Origin of the sequence: Nonomuraea sp. B19D2, from assembly GCF_040137845.1 — a bacterium.
GTDB lineage: Bacteria > Actinomycetota > Actinomycetes > Streptosporangiales > Streptosporangiaceae > Nonomuraea.
Genome location: NZ_JBEFAK010000081.1, coordinates 1 through 17,489 on the forward strand (window position 1 = coordinate 1; position 17,489 = coordinate 17,489).

14 protein-coding genes are annotated in these 17,489 nt (G+C 70.8%); 7 read left to right on the forward strand and 7 right to left on the reverse strand.

Going from position 1 to position 17,489, the window contains the following annotated elements; translation table 11 throughout:
• Window positions 1–503 precede the first annotated feature (503 nt).
• Together ABN273_RS56395 and ABN273_RS56400 are read left to right on the forward strand one after the other, a co-directional pair.
• Window positions 504–971, forward strand: coding sequence for a DUF6223 family protein (locus ABN273_RS56395; RefSeq protein WP_349458027.1), 468 nt, complete (start codon window positions 504–506; stop codon window positions 969–971).
• 344 nt (window positions 972–1,315) lie between these two features.
• The gene (locus ABN273_RS56400; RefSeq protein WP_349458028.1) at window positions 1,316–3,415 is read left to right on the forward strand and encodes a P-loop NTPase fold protein; all 2,100 of its coding nucleotides are present in this window, start codon (window positions 1,316–1,318) and stop codon (window positions 3,413–3,415) included.
• Between the two features lie 283 nt (window positions 3,416–3,698).
• On the opposite strand, the gene ABN273_RS56405 is transcribed toward ABN273_RS56400, so the two are convergent.
• The 7 genes from ABN273_RS56405 to ABN273_RS56435 all read right to left on the reverse strand — a co-directional run bounded on the left by ABN273_RS56405 (window position 3,699) and on the right by ABN273_RS56435 (window position 9,345).
• Window positions 3,699–4,253 carry an endonuclease/exonuclease/phosphatase family protein gene (locus tag ABN273_RS56405; protein WP_349458029.1) on the reverse strand — a complete coding sequence of 185 codons (555 nt, stop codon included), beginning with the start codon at window positions 4,251–4,253 and terminating at the stop codon, window positions 3,699–3,701.
• A gap of 389 nt (window positions 4,254–4,642) precedes the next feature.
• On the reverse strand, window positions 4,643–5,470 hold the full coding sequence (locus ABN273_RS56410) for an amino acid ABC transporter permease (RefSeq protein ID WP_349458030.1): 828 nt from the start codon (window positions 5,468–5,470) through the stop codon (window positions 4,643–4,645).
• Between the two features lie 19 nt (window positions 5,471–5,489).
• The gene (locus tag ABN273_RS56415) at window positions 5,490–6,158 is read right to left on the reverse strand and encodes an amino acid ABC transporter permease (protein WP_349458031.1); all 669 of its coding nucleotides are present in this window, start codon (window positions 6,156–6,158) and stop codon (window positions 5,490–5,492) included.
• A gap of 4 nt (window positions 6,159–6,162) precedes the next feature.
• The gene (locus ABN273_RS56420; protein ID WP_349458032.1) at window positions 6,163–6,999 is read right to left on the reverse strand and encodes a glutamate ABC transporter substrate-binding protein; all 837 of its coding nucleotides are present in this window, start codon (window positions 6,997–6,999) and stop codon (window positions 6,163–6,165) included.
• Window positions 7,000–7,009: 10 nt separating this feature from the next.
• Window positions 7,010–7,753: an amino acid ABC transporter ATP-binding protein gene (locus ABN273_RS56425; RefSeq protein WP_349458033.1), complete on the reverse strand. Its 744-nt coding sequence runs from the start codon at window positions 7,751–7,753 to the stop codon at window positions 7,010–7,012.
• Window positions 7,754–7,834: 81 nt separating this feature from the next.
• The gene (locus tag ABN273_RS56430) at window positions 7,835–8,662 is read right to left on the reverse strand and encodes a glutamate ABC transporter substrate-binding protein (RefSeq protein ID WP_349458034.1); all 828 of its coding nucleotides are present in this window, start codon (window positions 8,660–8,662) and stop codon (window positions 7,835–7,837) included.
• Window positions 8,659–9,345 (reverse strand): response regulator, encoded by a 687-nt coding sequence (locus ABN273_RS56435; protein ID WP_349458035.1) that lies wholly within the window; start codon window positions 9,343–9,345, stop codon window positions 8,659–8,661. The genes ABN273_RS56430 and ABN273_RS56435 overlap by 4 nt, the downstream gene beginning before the upstream one ends.
• A 162-nt stretch (window positions 9,346–9,507) precedes the next feature.
• Between ABN273_RS56435 and ABN273_RS56440 the strand changes: the two genes are divergently transcribed.
• The 5 genes from ABN273_RS56440 (at window position 9,508) to ABN273_RS56460 (ending at window position 17,419) form a co-directional block, all read left to right on the forward strand.
• Window positions 9,508–12,321 carry a hybrid sensor histidine kinase/response regulator gene (locus tag ABN273_RS56440; RefSeq protein ID WP_349458036.1) on the forward strand — a complete coding sequence of 938 codons (2,814 nt, stop codon included), beginning with the start codon at window positions 9,508–9,510 and terminating at the stop codon, window positions 12,319–12,321.
• An 83-nt stretch (window positions 12,322–12,404) separates the two neighbouring features.
• Window positions 12,405–13,115 (forward strand): hypothetical protein, encoded by a 711-nt coding sequence (locus ABN273_RS56445; RefSeq protein WP_349458037.1) that lies wholly within the window; start codon window positions 12,405–12,407, stop codon window positions 13,113–13,115.
• Window positions 13,115–14,014, forward strand: coding sequence for a WXG100-like domain-containing protein (locus ABN273_RS56450; protein WP_349458038.1), 900 nt, complete (start codon window positions 13,115–13,117; stop codon window positions 14,012–14,014). The genes ABN273_RS56445 and ABN273_RS56450 overlap by 1 nt, the downstream gene beginning before the upstream one ends.
• Window positions 14,011–14,319, forward strand: a complete 309-nt coding sequence (locus tag ABN273_RS56455) for a YbaB/EbfC family nucleoid-associated protein (protein ID WP_349458039.1) — start codon at window positions 14,011–14,013, stop codon at window positions 14,317–14,319. Before ABN273_RS56450 ends, ABN273_RS56455 begins: the two co-directional genes overlap by 4 nt.
• Before the next feature lie 67 nt (window positions 14,320–14,386).
• Window positions 14,387–17,419 (forward strand): AfsR/SARP family transcriptional regulator, encoded by a 3,033-nt coding sequence (locus ABN273_RS56460; RefSeq protein WP_349458053.1) that lies wholly within the window; start codon window positions 14,387–14,389, stop codon window positions 17,417–17,419.
• Window positions 17,420–17,489: the final 70 nt, after the last annotated feature.

The window sequence follows — 17,489 nt, forward strand, 5'->3', positions numbered from 1 at the left end:
ACTTGGAAAGTGCCTTCTGATCTGGTGTGGACAGGACTCTCGACAAGCCCCATCCTTCCAGCTCAAAGGCACTTTTCTTATGTGAACGATCAAGCCTCGCGAAATTCACCGTGAAAGGCCGAGGCTAACTACATCGACCTTTCTTCGTGCGGCGCTCTCAGATCGGGCACTACCTGAACCGAGGCCACCAGTCCATGGCCGCTCCGCACCAAGCGGCCCAGCCCGGCAGTCCCTCAACACCACGCTGGACCTGCGCCGCCACCTCCGTGTCCACAGTGACAGCGGTGTCCCGTGCCTACCTGGTCAAGTTCGCCGGATGGCCTGGCCGACAGGACTCATCGCGCTCGTGCGCATCACCGGCTCGATCAGTGGGCTCCACCTGGAGCGGGTCTGGCAGCCGGTACGCGGCTGCTGCCGGCACGGGCCCCGCGCCTACCGCGGACGCAGTAGATTCGCGGCTCCCTGCGGCGTCTGCGGCATTGAGAGGTGTCTCCATCAGCAGGATGACCGGCGGCGGGTTCAGCGGACATAGTTCTGGCGTCCAGTCGCAGGAAGCGGAGGAGAACCTCATGTCCGTCCTATCTGTGCTTGCCGCACAGGCGGCCTCGCCAGTCTGTACGACGCCGGCAGAATGCGCCGGCCAGGGTGTCGATACTTTCCTCGGGACCCCGCAGCGAATCTGGGCCAGTGTGGCCGCACTGGTGGCGCTGGGCGGCGTGGTCATCGGCTGGCTGGCGCTGCGCTCCGTCCGTCGTATCGGCAACGGCGGGCGGAGGGGAGCCATCGTGGCCCTGGTGGTGGGGCTGACCGGCGGGCTCAACGGCGCAGTGAATCTGGCTGTCGCCGACGGTGGTCTCGGCACCGGCAATGGAGTATTCGGGGGAGCCTTGGCGCTGGTGCTTGGGCTGGTCGGTGCGGTATTCGGCGGGCTGGCTCTGACCCGCTCCCACCGCACCGGGCTGAGCGGCTGACCGTAGCGAATACAAGCGCGCGATCGAGGGGCGTCGCCGGCGGGCACTTCCCGAAGAACCTTCAGACCGGCGACCCTTGGGTCCACATCAGCTGCGGGATCCTCGAATCCGATGCGCGCGAGCGCCTGTGACACAACCGGGACCGATCCCGCTTGAAGCACAACGCCCTGACTTGCCCGCCGCCGCAGTCACAAGAGCCACAGCAGCGCTGCCAGCGCCTGCCCGGGGCCGCCGTCGGCACCCATTCCACGGGCGACACCCACCCACCGCATGCCGGCGGTAGCGGACATCACGATTGCGTAGTACGGCGTACGAGAGGCCGGTGGGTAATCGACCATGAGGACATGAGCCAGCGCGGCATCGACCTGAACGTCCATCACGATCGGCCGATCAGCAGCCGAGCTGACGACGCACTGGGCTTCACGGTGTATGCCGACACCATCGCGGAGACGATCGAAAACCCGCGGACCGAGCTCCCGCACGTCATCGCGATCCACGGCGCCTGGGGATCGGGTAAGTCCTCGCTCGCCAATCTCGTGGCGGAGCGGCTGAGCGGCAGGGAATCGGCGGCCAAGCGCTTCGGCGCACAGGACTCCAACATCGTCTGCCGCTTCAACGCCCGGATGCACGCGGACGCCCCTCACCTCGGTGCCGCGCTGGCCGCACACATCGCCAGGACCGTCAACAGGCGGCGCGCGCTATGGCGCCGCTTCATCAACCCCCTGCCCGGCTCCATGCTGACGCCGGAGGAGCGCTGGCGGCGCGCCGTGATCGCCATCCTGCTCCTCGCGATGGCGGCCGTGGCGCTGGTGGCCGGCGACGTCATCGGCCCGGAACTGCGCGACGTCATCACGCCGGGTAAAGCCAAGGGCGGCGAACTGCCCACCGAGTTCGCCCTGACGCCGGTCGCGCTGCTCGGCAGCACGGTCCTGGTGGGCCTGGTCACCCGATGGCTGTTCACGATGGCCAAGGCGGTCGGCAGGTTCATTGACAGCCCGCGCTCGGAGGCCGCCCGCGGGCGCATGACCGATGTGCACCGTCAACTCGGGGCCTTGATCGGCCAGGCGCTCAGGCGTGACGAACGGCTGGTCATCGTCGTCGACGACCTCGAGCGTTGCGCTCCCGCGCGAGCGCTGGAGGTGTGCGAGACCACCAGCACGCTGCTGGATCACAAGGGCGTGGTGACGATCCTGCTCGCCGACATGAACATCATCGCCAGGGCCGCGGGCAAGCAGCAGGCCGAGGCCCCCGGAGTGGCCCTCGACGGTCCGGGCACGCTTGCCTTGGGCCGTGCATACCTCGAAAAGCTCATCCAGGACCGGTTCGACCTGCCACCGGCACGGCCGGACGCCATCGCCGCGATCATCGCCGACGACCCGCGCCCCACGCGTACGCCACCTCCATCGGGGGGTTGGCAGCGGATCGTCTCCGGCGTGCGGCGTCATCCGGTGGCCTTCGCGATCGGATTCCTGGCGCTCATCGTGGCCGTGATCGTGGCGCTCGCCGCGCCCGGGTGGGCGGAGGGCGCGACGGCGCCGCAGGGGTCCGACCTCGCACCTGGGCTCAGAGACTTCGTCGCGTCCCTCGTGACCGTTCTCATCGGCGTCATCGGGCTGAAGTTCCTGTTCGGCGAGCAAAGGTCCCTGGCAGGGTTCCTCGGCTTCCTCGTCCTGGGCGTCACCGTCTTCGCGCTGATCAAATGGGGAGATGTACTCCTCGACCTGCTGGGAAACGCGATCCGGAGCGATGGCGTGCCGCTGTGGCTACTCCCGGGCACCGGCGTGGTGGCACTGATCCTTGTGGCACTCAGGCTGGGGGATGTCATCGTAGATCTGCTTCGGAGGTCTCTCGCCCTGAGATCGCACCTGCGGCTCCGGCAGGTGCTCGAGCGTGCCGAGGCCGGCTCCCAGGACCACGTCGAACTCGAGGAGAACGCCCTCGCCGCCGCCGAAGATCTGGAACAGGAGATCCGGCGGCATCTCGACCGCCGCGTCGTCGACGACGCTGAATTCCGCCGGGACTCCATCGGCGAACTCGGCGGATACCTACCTGCGACGCCTCGCGCTGCCAAACGCTTCGCCAACCGGTTGCGGCTGCTGAGCCTCATCGCCCGCCGCAGGCGCTTCCTGGACGGCCCCGATCGCATCGAACCTCGCCAGCTGGGCAAGTGGGCGCTGATCCAGGAGCGCTGGCCGCCACTGGCCGAGATCCTCGTCGCCGACCCCGGCGTGATCGTCCATCTGGAGCGCTCGCGCGAAGCGGGTGAGATCGAGCAGGTGCTGGAGCGGCTCGGCCTGATGAACGTGACCGAGCCGGCGGGCCTTCTCTCGAGTTCGGTACGGCTGTCGCCAGTGCTGTCCCGGCTGGTCTACCTCACCGAGGACGGGCCGGAGCGCGTCCGACGCAACGTGCCTCAGGTGCCAGAAGAGATCATGCCGCTCTGACCTGCGAGAAGAGGCCACAGCCTTGGGTCACGCCGGGGATCGACGCTGAGAACGTCGCAAATGCCTCGTCCCGGCCGTCGGTTGCGTTCAGGAGAACTGGCGAGCGAAGGAGATGGCTTTGCGTGGTGTGACGGCGGATGATCATCGCTGGCTGGAGGAGTTCGGTTACCACTTAGACGCCGGCTTCTGCTTCACCTTCGTGCAGGTCCTCGGCCCCCAGGAAGGGCTCGCGTCCCGAGAGCCTGACCCGGGCGAACCCTCGCCGGTGCGCGGTGTCCCCCCATCACGGGAGCCTGACATCGGCGAACACCGGCCGGTGATCGGTGTGCCGCAACTCCAGCACGCGGAAGTCCCGCACCGCCATCCGCGAATCCGCCAGCACATGGTCGATCGTCACGCCGGGCGGCCGCAACGTGCGGCCCAGCGCCTGTGGCCAGGTCGCCGTAAATCCGCGTCCCATGACGTCAGCCGCGTCCCGATAGCCGGATGCCAGCAGCTCACGCATCGGCAGGTGGTCGAGCGTGGCGTTGAAGTCCCCCGCCAGCACCCGCAACACCGGCCCGCCCGCAGCCGGATTGCCGTCGGCAAAGGCCCGGGCCCGACGGCGAAGCCCAACGCCAGCACGGCCGCGACCCCCACCACTCCCGCCGCCCGCCGTCTCAGCACCCAGGCCAGCGCCCCGCCGGCAACCGCCCCGGCTGTCGCGTAGGGCGTGTACGCCACCACCGGCACCCACGGCCAGTCCGGCTCGAACCCGCTCAGCCGCAACAGCGCCCACCCGGCGAACGGTACGACGGCGATCCAGCTCATCTATGTACGCACACCCCTGTATCTCCACAAAGCTTGATATGCGTTCATAAGAAGGTGTTCAGCAGGCGTGCGACGCCGAAGCCGGCCACTCCCGGGCATCGACCTCCCGAGGAATGAAACAGCGCAGGCGGCCCTCCAGTCGTAGTCGGTGCGGTCATCGAGGTCATCCTCATCCTCGCCGAGGTCTTCGGGCGTGAACTTGGCGAAGAAGTCTGCCATCGCCTGCAGCTCGGGCCATCGGGCCAGGCCGGCATGGTCGGCGTGAGCTGGCCGGGCTGTCGATCGACACCCCGTGGAGCAAGCGGTACACCTTCGAACTGCTGCCCATCGGGGACGCGTTCCCGGCCTGGTCGAAGACCGCCCGGCCCTGGGGTGTCGCGACCGCCGGCTGACCGGCGCTGCTCGCGGGGGACGCGGTCAGCGGTTGGCGCCGAGGCGGGTGGCGCGGGGGCGGTGGGCGCCGAGGCGGTGGGCCAGGCGGTCGAGGGAGAGGTTGATCAGGATGAAGATGGCCGCGATCAGGATCGCCGCCGGAATGACGTTGGAGAAGTTGGCCGCGATCCCGTTCAACCCCCGATCGACCAGCTCGTCGTAGCCCACGATGAGCCCCAGTGCCGAGTCCTTCAGCAGCACCACGAACTGGCTGACGATGGCGGGCATCATGGCGCGGAACGCCTGGGGCAGCAGCACGAGCCGCATCACCTGCCCCTTGCGCATGCCGATCGCGTGGGCCGCCTCCGCCTGCCCGCGGGGCAGGCTCTGCACGCCGGCGCGGATGATCTCCGCGATCACCGAGCCGTTGTAGAGGGTCAGCCCGAAGACGACGGCGGCGAAGGCCGAGATGTTCGCGCCGATGAGCACGTACGACCCGAAGAACGCGAAGAAGATCAGCAGCAGCAAGGGGACGGACCGGAAGAACTCCACCACCGCGGCCGCGGGCACCCGGATCCACCGGTGGTCGGACAGCCGGGCCGTGGCGAACACGAGCCCGAACAGCCCCGCGAGCACCACCCCCGCCACGGCCGCACCCAGCGTCCCGGCCAGTCCCGGCAGGATGAACGTGGCCCAGACGTCGCCGCGCAGCAGCGGCGTCCACTTCTCGGCCGCCCACTGCTCCTTCGCGTCGAACCGCACATAGACCACGTACGCCACCAGCAGCAGCACGAGCGCGACGCCCGCCGCCAGCGCCCGGTTGCGCCGGATGCCGCGCGGCCCGGGCGTTTCGTAAAGGTTCGCGTAGCTCACCACATCACCGCCAAGAAGCTCATCTGGCCACCGCCATCCGCCGTGACAACCAACCGAACAGCAGCCCCATCGGCAGGCACAGCAGCACGAAGCCGGCCGCGAAGCCGAGGAAGATCTCGATGACCTGGTCCCCGTACGTCTCGATCATCTCCCGCATCCGCACGGACGCCTCGCCCACGCCGACCACGAGCGCGATCGTGGTGTTCTTGGTCAGCGCGATCAGGATGCTGCCCAGCGGCGCCACCACGGCGCGGAACGCCTGCGGCAGCGTGATCAGCCGCAGGGTCTGGACGAAGCCAAGCCCCAGCGACCGGGCCGCCTCCGCCTGCCCGACCGGCACCGTGTTGAGCCCGGACCGCAGGGCCTCGCAGACGAACGCCGAGGTGTAGGCGGTCAGGCCGATGACGGCGAGCCAGAAGTTGTTGGTCGCGATGTCGTCCGACAGCTCGACCCCGAGGTTCGCCCCGACGCCGAGGCCGGTGAACAGCAGCACCAGGGTGAGCGGGGTGTTGCGGGCCACGGTCACGTAGCAGTTCGCGGCGCCGCGCAGGGAGGCCAGCGGGGCCACCCGCATGGCGGTCAGCAGCGTCCCCAGCACCAGGGAGCCGAGCGCGCTGACCGCCGTCAGCCGTATCGTCATCCAGAACGCGGCGAGGATCGTCTCGCGTTCGATCAGCAGTGCTTCCATATGATCAGTACCGCTCCAGCTGCGGGGCCTGCGGGAGGGCGAAGCCGGAGGCGCCGACGCTGGCCTGCAGCGCCTTCGTCCAGCTGCCGTCGGAGAACATCTTCTCCAGCGCGTCGTTGACCGCTTTGCGCCCGGCGGTGTCGTCCTTCTTCAGCCCGATGCCGTACTTCTCGGTGCTGAACGGCTTGCCGACCACCTTGAGCTTGCCCCCGTGCTGCGCGGCGTAGCCGGCGAGGATGACGTTGTCGGTCGTGATGGCGTCGAGCTGGCCGCCGAGCACGCGGTCGACGCAGGCCGAGTACGTGCGCTCCTCCTGGAGCTGCACCTGCTTGGCGTACTCCGACTTGACCTTCTGCGCCGGGGTGGAGCCGGCGACCGAGCAGAGCTTCTTGCCGTTCAGCGCCTCCGGCCCGGTCAGCGCGGCGTCTGCGGACCTGACCAGCAGGTCCTGCCCGGCCACGAAGTACGGCCCGGCGAAGGAGACCTTCTGCTTCCTGGCGTCGGTGATCGAGTACGTCGCCACCACCATGTCCACCTGGCCCTGCTCGATGAAGGCCTCCCGGTTGGCCGACACGGTCTCCTTGAACGTGATGTCCTTGGCCTCGACGCCGAGCTGCTTGGCCACGTACTTGGCGACTTCGACGTCGAACCCGGCGAAAGTGCCGTCGGGCGTGCGCAGCCCCAGCCCCGGCTGGTCGGCCTTCACGCCGATCACCAGTTTCTTGTCGTTCTTGGCCTTGTCCACGACGGAGGCGTAGCTGTCCTGACCGCCGCCGCAGGCCGTGGCGGCGGTGGCGAGCGCGATCACCGTGAAGGTCGCGTAGAGGGATCGGCCGAACATTGAAAGCTCCTTAGTGGGTGAGGATCTTGGCGAGGAAGGACTGGGCGCGCTCGCTGCTCGGGGAGCCGAAGAACGCGTCGGGGGTGTTCTGCTCGACGATCTCGCCTTCGGCCATGAAGACGACCCGGTCGGCCGCGCGCCGGGCGAAGCCCATCTCGTGCGTGACGACCACCATGGTCATGCCATCGCGGGCGAGCGAGGTCATGACGTCGAGCACCTCGTTGACCATCTCCGGGTCGAGTGCCGAGGTGGGCTCGTCGAAGAGGATGGCCTTCGGGTCCATGGCCAGCGCGCGGGCGATGGCCACCCGCTGCTGCTGCCCGCCGGAGAGCTGGGCGGGGAACTTGGCCGCCTGGCCGCCGATGCCGACCCGGTCGAGCAGCTCCTGGGCCTTGCGCTCGGCCTCCGCCTTCGGCCGCTTCAGCACGTGGACCTGCCCGAGGACGACGTTGTCCAGGACGGTCTTGTGCGCGAAGAGGTTGAAGGACTGGAAGACCATGCCCACCTCGGCGCGGAGCTTGGCGAGCGCCCGGCCCTCAGCGGGCAGCGGAGTCCCGTCCAGGCTGATCGTGCCGGAGTCGATGGTCTCCAGCCGGTTGATCGCCCGGCACAGGGTGGACTTGCCGGCTCCGGACGGGCCGATGACCACCACGACCTCGCCCTGCTTGACGGTCAGGTTGACGTCCCTGAGCACGTGGTGGTCGCCGAAGCGCTTGTTGACCTGGTCCAGCACGATCAGGTCCGCGTGAGTCATGCGTCACGCTCCTTGTCTCGGTCAGCGTTGGCGTAACCGTAGGAGCCGCATGTGTCACCGAAAGGCTTGTGCGCTTTCTGCTCAGCGATTGGCGGGGCGAGATTGATCGGGCGCCGTGCCGGAGACGCCGATGGTGTCCTTGAAGGCGCGGTCCCACTGCCCGTCGCGCAGCCAGCCGCTGATCAGCCCGTTGAGGTAGTCGCGGAAGCCGGTGTCCTGCCTGCGCACGCCCATCCCGTACGGCTCGCGCCCGAACGGCTTGCGCACCAGCCGGAACAGGTCCGGATGCTGGTCCAGCAGGCCGAGCAGGATGGTGTCGTCGGTGCTGATCGCGTCGACCCGGCCGGCCATGAGCGCGGGCACGCACACGCTGTAGCCGTCGACGATCTCCAGGGTGGCGCCGGGCGCCTGGGAGCTCAGCCGCTCGCTCGAGGTGGAGCCCTTCGCCGTGCACACGCTCTTGCCGTCCAGGTCCGACACGTCGTCGATGGTGGTGTCGGCGGCCCTGACCAGCAGGTCCTGCCCGGCGTAGTAGTACGGGTCGGTGAAGCTGACCAGCTGGGCCCGGGCCGGCGTGATCGAGTACGTGGCGATGACGACGTCCACCACGCCCTGGCTGATGAAGTTCTCGCGCTCGCGCGAGACCGTCTCCACGAACCGGATGTTGCGCTCGCTGCCGGTGAGGTCCTTCGCGATGAGTCTGGCCATCTCCGCGTCGAACCCGGTGATCCGCCCGCTGCCCGGGTCCTTGAAGCCGAACATCGGCTGGTCGAACTTGATGCCCACCGTGAGGATGCCGCGTTCTCTGATCCGCCACATCGTGGAGCCCTCGGGGAAGGGATTGCCGTCGCCGCAGCCCGCCGGCAGGAGGCAGAGCAGCACCGCGAGCAGCACCCTGAGCGTGCTCACCGGACGCGGTACCGATGCTGCGGGCGTCCGGTCGGCCCGTACTTGGGCCGCGCCTCGAGCAGGCCGCGCTCGGCGAGATGCTCCAGGTATCGGCGGGCGGTGGCGCGGCTGACGCCGATCATCCCGGCCAGCTCGTGCGCCGAGGCGTCCTCCTCGACGGCGGACAGCGCGTCGAGCACCAGCTGCTCGGTGGCCGCCGAGATGCTCTTGGGCCGGGAGCCCTGGTCGAGGTGGAGCGAGCGGAAGATGCGGTCGATCTCCTGCTGCTCGACCAGCCGCCCGCCCGCCTCGAGCTGCTCGGCGGTGGCCGCGTAGCGCAGCAGCGTCTGCTCCAGCGTGCCCGCCCTGGTCGGCTTGACCAGGTAGTACAGGGCGCCGCGCTGCATGGCCGCGCGTACCGTGGCCGACTCCTTGCGTCCTGAGATCACGATGACGTCGGCGGGCGGCTGTTCGGGGCGGCGTAGCCGGTGCGCCACCTCGAGCCCCGGCATGTCCGGCAGGTGCAGGTCGAGCAGGACCAGCCGGGGCGCGAAGCGGCCGGCGGCGGCGAGCGCGGCCTGACCGGTGTGCGCGATCCCCACGACCCTGAACCCGAGTACCCTGTTCACCTGCGCGTGCAGTGCCGCCGTGACGACCGGATCGTCGTCCACGATGAGAACGGTGATGTCCCGGGTCTCAGGCATCGCCAGCTCCTCGTCCAGGTCCAGTTATGACGAATCAGGGTGAGCTTAAGCGGGTTTTGTTACAAAAGGTCAAGTTTTGTGCGTTCTGCTCACCGAGATCCGCCGCCTGTGCCCGTTCCCTCCTACCCTGTACCCGAGCGGACAGGGGAAGGACGGACGCCGGTGAGATGGCTGGTCGCGGTGACAGCCCTGTGGGTGGTGCTCGGCCTGCTGCCCCTGGCGCTGCTGACCTCCTCCAGCATCTCACTGTCGGAGGATGCCGTCAGCGACGAGGTCACCGACCGGGTCAAGACGACCGCCTCGGTGAGCCGGGTCGTGGTGGAGCAGCAGATGGGCTCGCTGGAGAAGCTCGTCACCGCGTTCGCGCAGCGGCCGAGCATGCGCGACACGGTGGCGCACGCCACCGCCGGCGCCATGAGCGACCATCTCGGCGAGCTCAAGCAGCTGCGTGACGGCGTCAGCGGGCTGATCCTGGTCTCGTCCGAAGGACGCATGCTCGGCGCGGAGCCCAAGACCGTGCTGCCTCAGGACATCAGCGCCACCGACTGGTTCGGCGCGGTGCGCGACCGGCGGGCGGCTCACGTCTCGCAGGCCTACACGCCCACGATGGTCGGCGTGTCCAGGGCCGTCGCGGTGGCCGCGCCGATCCCCAGCGCCGACGGCAAGCGCATGCTCGGCATCCTCGCCGTCGTCTACAGCCTGGACGCCATCCAGGAGTTCGCCAAGGAGGCCGCCGAGGCGCAGGAGATCCGGCTGCTGATCACCGACCGGGCCGGCGTGCTCGTCGCCGACCCCGACAGGAAGCTGCTCGCGCTCACCTCCCTGCGCGAGGACCCGCGCGTGGACGCCGCGCTCGCCGGCCGCTCCTGGAGCGGCGAGTTCCGCGGCATCGACGGCACCGTGCTGTCGGCCTCGGAGCCGATACCCGGCATCGGCTGGACCGTCACCGCCGAGGTGTCCGCCGCGGAGGCGCTGGCCTCCGCCGAGCAGCTCAGCGCGAACGTGCTGACGGTCGCGGCGCTGCTGGCGCTGCTCATCCTCATCGGCCTGGGCCTGCAGATCCACACGACGCGCGGCCGCCGCCGGGCGCAGGCCACGCTGGCCAGGTACGCGTCCGAGCTGGCCGCCGCCAGGGACGAGGCGGTCAGCGCCTCCAGCGCGAAGTCCGAGTTCCTGGCCAAGATCAGCCACGAGATCCGCACCCCGATCAACGGCGTCCTCGGCATGAACTCCCTGCTCATGGGCACCCGGCTGGACGACGAGCAGCGCCACTACGCCACCACCGCCCAGGGGTCGGCCCAGAACGTGCTGCGCCTGCTCGACGACTTCCTCGATCTGTCCAGGATCGAGGCGGGCCATCTCCAGGTGGACGAGGTGCCGTTCGACCTGCCCAGGCTCTGCGACGAGGTGGTCGCGCCGTTCGCGCCGCACGCGTACGAGCAGGGGCTCTGGCTCACGCTGCGGCTCGACGAGGACGTGCCGCGGCAGGTGTCGGGGGATCCGGCGCGGCTGCGCCAGATCCTCACCAACCTGGTGGGCAACGCGCTGAAGTTCACCGTCCAGGGCGGCGTCGACCTGCACGTCACCCTCGAAGAGGGCGCGCCGGGCGAGTCGCGGGCGGTGCTCAGGTTCGCGGTGGCCGACACCGGCATCGGGGTCGGTCCCGACGACAGGGAGAAGGTGTTCGGCGTCTTCCGCCAGGTCGACTCGCCGATCACGCGCAGGACCGGCGGCAGCGGCCTGGGGCTGGCCATCGGCCGGCAGCTCACCGAGCTCATGGGCGGGGAGATCGGGCTGGACAGCGTGGAGGGCGTCGGCAGCCGGTTCTGGGTGCGGCTGCCGATGGACGTCCTGACCTGGTCGGAGCCGTCGGTCGAGGCCTTGCAGGGGCGGCGCGCGCTCGTCGCCGACCCGCGCCCCGAGGACCGCGCGCTGGCCGTGCGGGCGCTGGCGGGCGCGGGGCTGGACGTGGAGGAGACCACGGACTCCGCCCTCGAGCTGCTGTGGGCCGCGGCCGAGAGCGGACGGCCGTACGAGCTGGCGGTGGTCGCCCTCGATCTCGGCGCCGACGCCGAGTCGATCGCGCACGTGATCCTCACCGACCCGCTCTTCCAGGCCACCAGCGTGGTCGTGGTCGTCACGCCGGGTCGCGCGGGCTTCGCCTGGCCGGGAGCCGCGGGGGAGCGCGCCGTGCAGTCGATCACCCGGCCGCTCAGCCGCCGCCGCCTCCTCGCCGCCGTGGAGAACGCCCTGGGCACCGCCGAGTGCTCAGGGGAGCTGCGCGAACGAGCGGAGACCGCGGCGCAGGGCGCCCGGATCCTGGTGGCGGAGGACGACGAGGTCAGCCGCCAGGTGGCGATGCTCGTGCTGCGGCAGGCCGGCCACGAGGTCGAGGTGGTGGACGACGGCGAGCAGGCCGTGCGCGCCGTGCTGGGCGGCGGCTACGACCTGGTCTTCATGGACTGCCAGCTGCCCGTGCTCGACGGTCTGGCCGCGACCGAGGAGATCAGGCGGCGCGAGGACACGCGCACCCCGATCATCGCGATGACCGCGGCGGCGATGCCGGACGACCGGATCCGCTGCCTGGAGGCCGGGATGGACGACCACCTGGCCAAGCCGGTGGACTGGGGGCGCGTGCTGGCCAGGATCCCGGAGTGGGCATCGTACGCGGGCCTCCCGCCCGAGCTGGCGGGCCTGTCGCCGGAGGCGCTCGCGGACGTGGCGGAGGCGTACCTGGCCACCGCCAGGCGGACGTTCGAGGAACTGCGGCAGGCGGCCCAGGCCGGTGACGCGCCGCTGGTGGCCTCGCTCGCGCACCGGCTCAAGGGCAGTTGCGCGACCGTCGGGGCCGTACGGGAGGCCGAGCTGTGCGAGCGCGTCGAGGACCTGGCGCGTACGGGGGCCGTCGAGCGGGAGCCGCTCGACGAACTTGGCGAGCTTCTCAAGGCCACGCCCTCGTGGATGAACCTCCCGTAGCAACGAATTAACACCCGAGAAATTTGTCCGCGTTACTGTCGCAATGTTGCTGATCATGCACGTTTGTTGTGATTGGAGGGTTTATGGCTGATTCATCTGGTGAGCCCAGCCCAACAACCACCCCAAGCCCGACGGACTCTCCGACTCCGAGCCCCACGCCTACGGAGCCTCCGAGCCCGACCCCGACGGATCCGCCAAGTCCGACTCCGACGGAGCCCCCGACCCCCACGCCTACGGAGCCTCCCAGCCCCACCCCGACGGAGCCCCCGAGCCCGACCCCAACGTGGCCGGGCACCCCTACGCCGACCTGGCCGGGCACTCCTTCGCCGACCTGGTCGGGCATTCCTTCGCCGACCTGGTCGGCGCCTTCTGCGCCATACCAGTACCCCCGCCCGTCCCCAGACCCGCAACCCACGCCCGCCCCAGGCAACCCCGGCGACCGGGTCCAGATCGACTGGACCTCGATCCGCGGCCTGGCCAGGCTCTTCGACCGGACCGGCGACGACGTTGCAGCGCTCCACCGCGCGTCCACCTCGCTCGCCACCACCTCCGACCTGGTCGGCGGGGACGACGACGGGCGCGCGTTCGCCGAGTGGTACAGCGACGGCTACCACTCGCTCACCGACGCCATGAAGCGCATCGCCGACAGGAACTTCAGCTCGGCGGGGAGCTTCCGCGACCTGGAGAAGCTCTGGGACTTCCTGGAGCAGGAGATCATCGACACGCTGCCCGAGCTCCCCGACCTGCCCGCACCCCCGATCCCGCAGGTCCCGCCGCTCACGGAAGGTGCCTGATGCTCGACCCCTTCCAGGCGCTGGCCTGGTTCGCGCAGGTGTATGTGCCGGCGGCGGACACCAGCAACCTCCGGGACCGTGCCAAGGCGCTGCGCGCGTTGGCCACCTCCATCGGGAAGGTCGCCCACCACACCGACATCGGCGTCGCCGAGGTCCGCAAGGCGAACGACAGCCGCTCCGTGGACCGGTTCGCGGACGTGTGGCCCAAGGAGCTCGCCCCCCGCTACGCCGCGCTCCAGGAGGAGCTGCTGGACCTGGCGGCGGGCTGCGAGGAGTACGCCGACGCCGTGGACGAGCACCGCGAACAGCTCTGGAGAATCGGCACCCTGCTCGCCGCCATGGCTTTCACGATGATGTTCGGCTTCGTCTATCCGGCGGCCAGGATCGCGGCCGAGAAGGCGTTCGATTGGCTGGTGGCCAGGGCCAGGCTGGAGCGCACGCTCTTCCAGAAGATCACCAGGGTGATGCTGGAGATGCGGATGGGCAAGCGCCACGCCGGCAACTACTTCGTCAGGGAGGGGCTCGACGCGCTGGCGGACTCCGTCCTGTGGACCGTGCTCAAGACCGGCGTGCACGCCGGCAGCTCCGCGGCCACCGGACAGCCGATGGGCAACCTCTGGGAGTACGCGGGCAAGCACTTCGCCGCCGAGATGGCCTACAACGGCGGCATCAAGGCCCTGAGCGACGTGCGCCGGTTCTTCCCCGCCACGAAGGTCACCGAGACGCTGCTGGGCTCGGGCCCGGCGGGCAAGTTCTTCCGCCGCACCCTGTCGGCCGCGACCGTCTACCCCCTCGTCGCCAGTGGCTCGCTGACGACACAGGGCGCACTCCGCTCGGCGCTGGCGCACGCGCCCAGAGCCTTCATCTTCAAGCGCTGTGTCAGCGAGGACCGACCATGACGTCACCACATACCGGTGACCCCGAGATCGATCGTGCTCTGGCCGAGATGGCGGCGCAGACGGCTCGCTTCGAGGAGGTGAGCCGCCTGCTGGAGGAGACGAGGGGGCGCGGCGAGAGCGCCGGCGGGCAGGTCGCCGTCGAGCTCAGGCACACCGGCTCGCTGGCCGGGCTGCACATCGACCCACGCGCGATGCGGCTGGGCTCGCAGGCGCTGGCCGACGCCATCCTCGAGGCGTTCCGGCTGGCGGAGGAGGACATGGCCGGGCAGTCCTACGACCTGGCCAGGACCGTCTTCGGCACCTGACCACCAGCCCGTCTGCGCCCGGTTGGAGCGGGATGCGGTGAATGGGAAGCTTGGAGCCGTGCGTGTGATGTTGCTGGGCCCGTTCGAGGCCCGTGACGGCGAGGGCCGCCCGATCGAGATCTCCGGCGCCAGGTTGTGCGCGCTGGTGGCCAGGCTGGCGCTGGAGCCGGGCCGGGTCGTGCCGCTCGACGCGCTCACCGACGCGATCTGGGGCGAGCACCCGCCGGCGGGCGCCGCCAACGCCCTGCAGTCGCTCGTCTCCAGGACCCGGCGGGTGATCGGGCACGCCGCGATCGAGTCGCATCCGGCCGGCTACCGGCTCGTGATCGGCCCCGACGACGTGGACGTCAGCCGGTTCGAGCGGCTCGTGAGCGCGGGCGGGCTCGCCGCGCTCCGCCAGGCGGAGGCCCTGTGGCGGGGGCCCGCGCTGACCGACCTGGCCGGGCTGTCGTTCGCCGACAACGCCGCCGTCCGGCTGACCGAGCTGCGGTTGTCGGCCGCGGAAGACCGGCTCGAACTCGAGCTGGGGGCGGGCAACGACGTGCTGGCGGAGCTGGGGCCGCTGGCCGCCGCGCACCCGCTGCGCGAACGCCTGCAGGGGCTGCTCATGCGCGCCCTGTACGCGGCGGGCAGGCAGGCGGACGCCCTCGACGCCTACGAACGCACCCGGCACACGCTGTCGGAGGAGCTCGGCGTCGACCCGTCCGCCGAGCTGGCCGAGCTCCACATGGCGATACTCCGGCACGACCCGCAGCACCAGGACCGCCGCCGCGCCCACAGGACGAACCTGCGCGCCCAGGTGACCAGCTTCGTCGGCCGCGAGCAGGAGCTGGCCCAGCTCGCCAAGGCGCTGGAGACCGGCAGGCTCGTCACCGTCGTCGGCCCCGGGGGCGCGGGCAAGACCAGGCTCGCCGTCGAGGCCGCCGCGCGCTCCGCCGAGCTGGCGCCCGACGGCGTCTGGCTGGCCGAGCTGGCGTCCGTCACCGACCCCCACGACGTCGCCAACGCGGTGCTGACGGCGATCGGAGCCAGGGACGGCACCTGGTCCGAGGGCGACGCCGCCGGCCGGCTGGCGGAGGTGTTCGCCCGGCAGAGCGCGCTGCTCGTGCTCGACAACTGCGAGCACGTCGTGTCGGCCGCCGCCGAGCTGGCGGAGCGGCTCCTGGGCGCCTGCCCTGACCTGCGCATCCTCGCCACCAGCCGGGAGTCCCTGGCCATCGGCGGCGAGAGCCTCCACCCCGTACCGCCCCTGGAGTGGCCCGCCGGCGCGGCCCGCGACGTCCGCGAGTACTCGGCGGTACGGCTCTTCGCCGAACGAGCCGCGTCGGTACGCCCCGACTTCATCGTGAACGACACCACCGCCGGCGCGGTCGTCGAGATCTGCCGGCGCCTCGACGGCATGCCGCTGGCCATCGAGCTGGCGGCCGCCAGGATGCGCGCCCTGAGCGTCGAGCAGATCGCGGCCAAGCTCGACGACCGCTTCCGACTGCTCAGCAGCGGCAGCCGTACGGCTCTGCCCCGGCACCGCACCCTGCAGGCGGTCGTCGACTGGAGCTGGGGCCTGCTGTCCGGCGAGGAGCGGGAGCTGGCCATGGTGCTCGCGGCGTTCGCGGGCGGGGCCACGCTCGACGCGCTGGAGGCGGTCAGCGGGCGCGACCCGCTCGACGCCCTCACGGGGCTGGTGGACAAGTCCCTGGTCGAGCTGTCCGGCGAGCGTTACCGCATGCAGGAGACAGTCAGGTCGTACGGGATGGCCCGGCTGGCGGAGTCCGGCCGGGACCGGGCCGTGCGGGACGGCCACGCTCGGTGCTTCCTGCGGCTCGCCGAGACGGCCGACCCGGAGCTGCGCGGCCCCGACCAGCTCCGCTGGATGGCCAGGCTGCGGGCCGAGCACGACAACATCGTGGCGGCGCTGCGGTTCGCGGCCGAGACGGGGGACGCGGAGCTGGGCGTGCGGGTGGCGGTGGCCGTCTGGTGGTCCTGGCTCATGCAGGGCATGCGGATCGAGAGCGTCCACTGGACGCACGCCGTGCTCGGCCTGCCGGCTGAGGTGCCGGACGCGCTGCGGCCCGTCCGGCTCGCCCTCCAAGGGCTCGTCCACCAGCAGCTCGGCGCCATGGAGGCGGCCCGGGAGGCGGTCCGCGCCGGGCTGGAGCTGCGCCACCGGCTCGGCCACCCCGCCCACGTGCTGCTGCTCCTCGCGCCGGTGCTGCTGGGCGACCAGGTGGCGGCCGCCCGGTCCGCCGAACGCCTGCTGCCGGGCCTCACCGGGTGGGAACGGGCGCTGACGCTGATGACGCAGTCCATGGCGGCCGAGAGCGAGGGGGACGTCACCAGGGCGTTCACCCTCATCGACGAGTCGCGGCAGGAGCTGGAGTACCTCGGCGACCGGTGGGCGCTCTCCTCGGCGCTGCGCGTGCTGGCCGAGCACCACGACCGCAGGGGCGACCTGAGCGGCTCGATCGAGGCTCGGTCGCGGGCCCTGCGCCTGGCCGGTGAGCTGGGCGTCGTGGAGGACCAGGCCGCCATCCTGGCGAAGATCGCGATCTCGTACGCGCGGTCGGGTGAACACGACCGGGCCCGGTCGTACATGGACGCGTCCTGGGACTGCGTGGAGCGGATGCGGCGGCGGGAGGGCGTCGAGTACGTCCGGTTGTCGCACGCCGAGGTGCTGCTCAGGAGCGGTGCCCTGGAGGAGGCGCGGCGCGAGCTGCGGGCGATCGAGGATCCCTCGTGTCCGTCCGACGTACGCGCCTGGGCCGCCTGCTACCGGGCGATGGCCGCGCTGCTCGACGGCGACCCGTCGAGTGCCGGGCCGCTGCTCGACGCGGCGATGGAACTGGCCGACCTGCCGATCATGGCCGCCGCCGCGCACGTGCGGGCCGCCGCACTGGTCGACGACGAGCCGGCGCGGGCGGCGTACGTGCTGGGGGCCGCCACCGCGCTGCTCGGGGCCGAGGACCGCAGCGGGTTCGGCAACCTGCTGCGGCCCGCGGAGCGGGCGCGGGCGGCGCTGGGCGACGAGGCGTTCGCCTCGGCGTACGCGAGCGGCGCCGCGCTCACCCGCGACGCCGCGATGCGAGCCGTCCGGCCGGCATAGCGGTTTCCCGCCATCGAAGTCGGCGGCTCGCCCCCATACCCGCCGGGCCGAGGGCTGCCTAGCGTGGGGC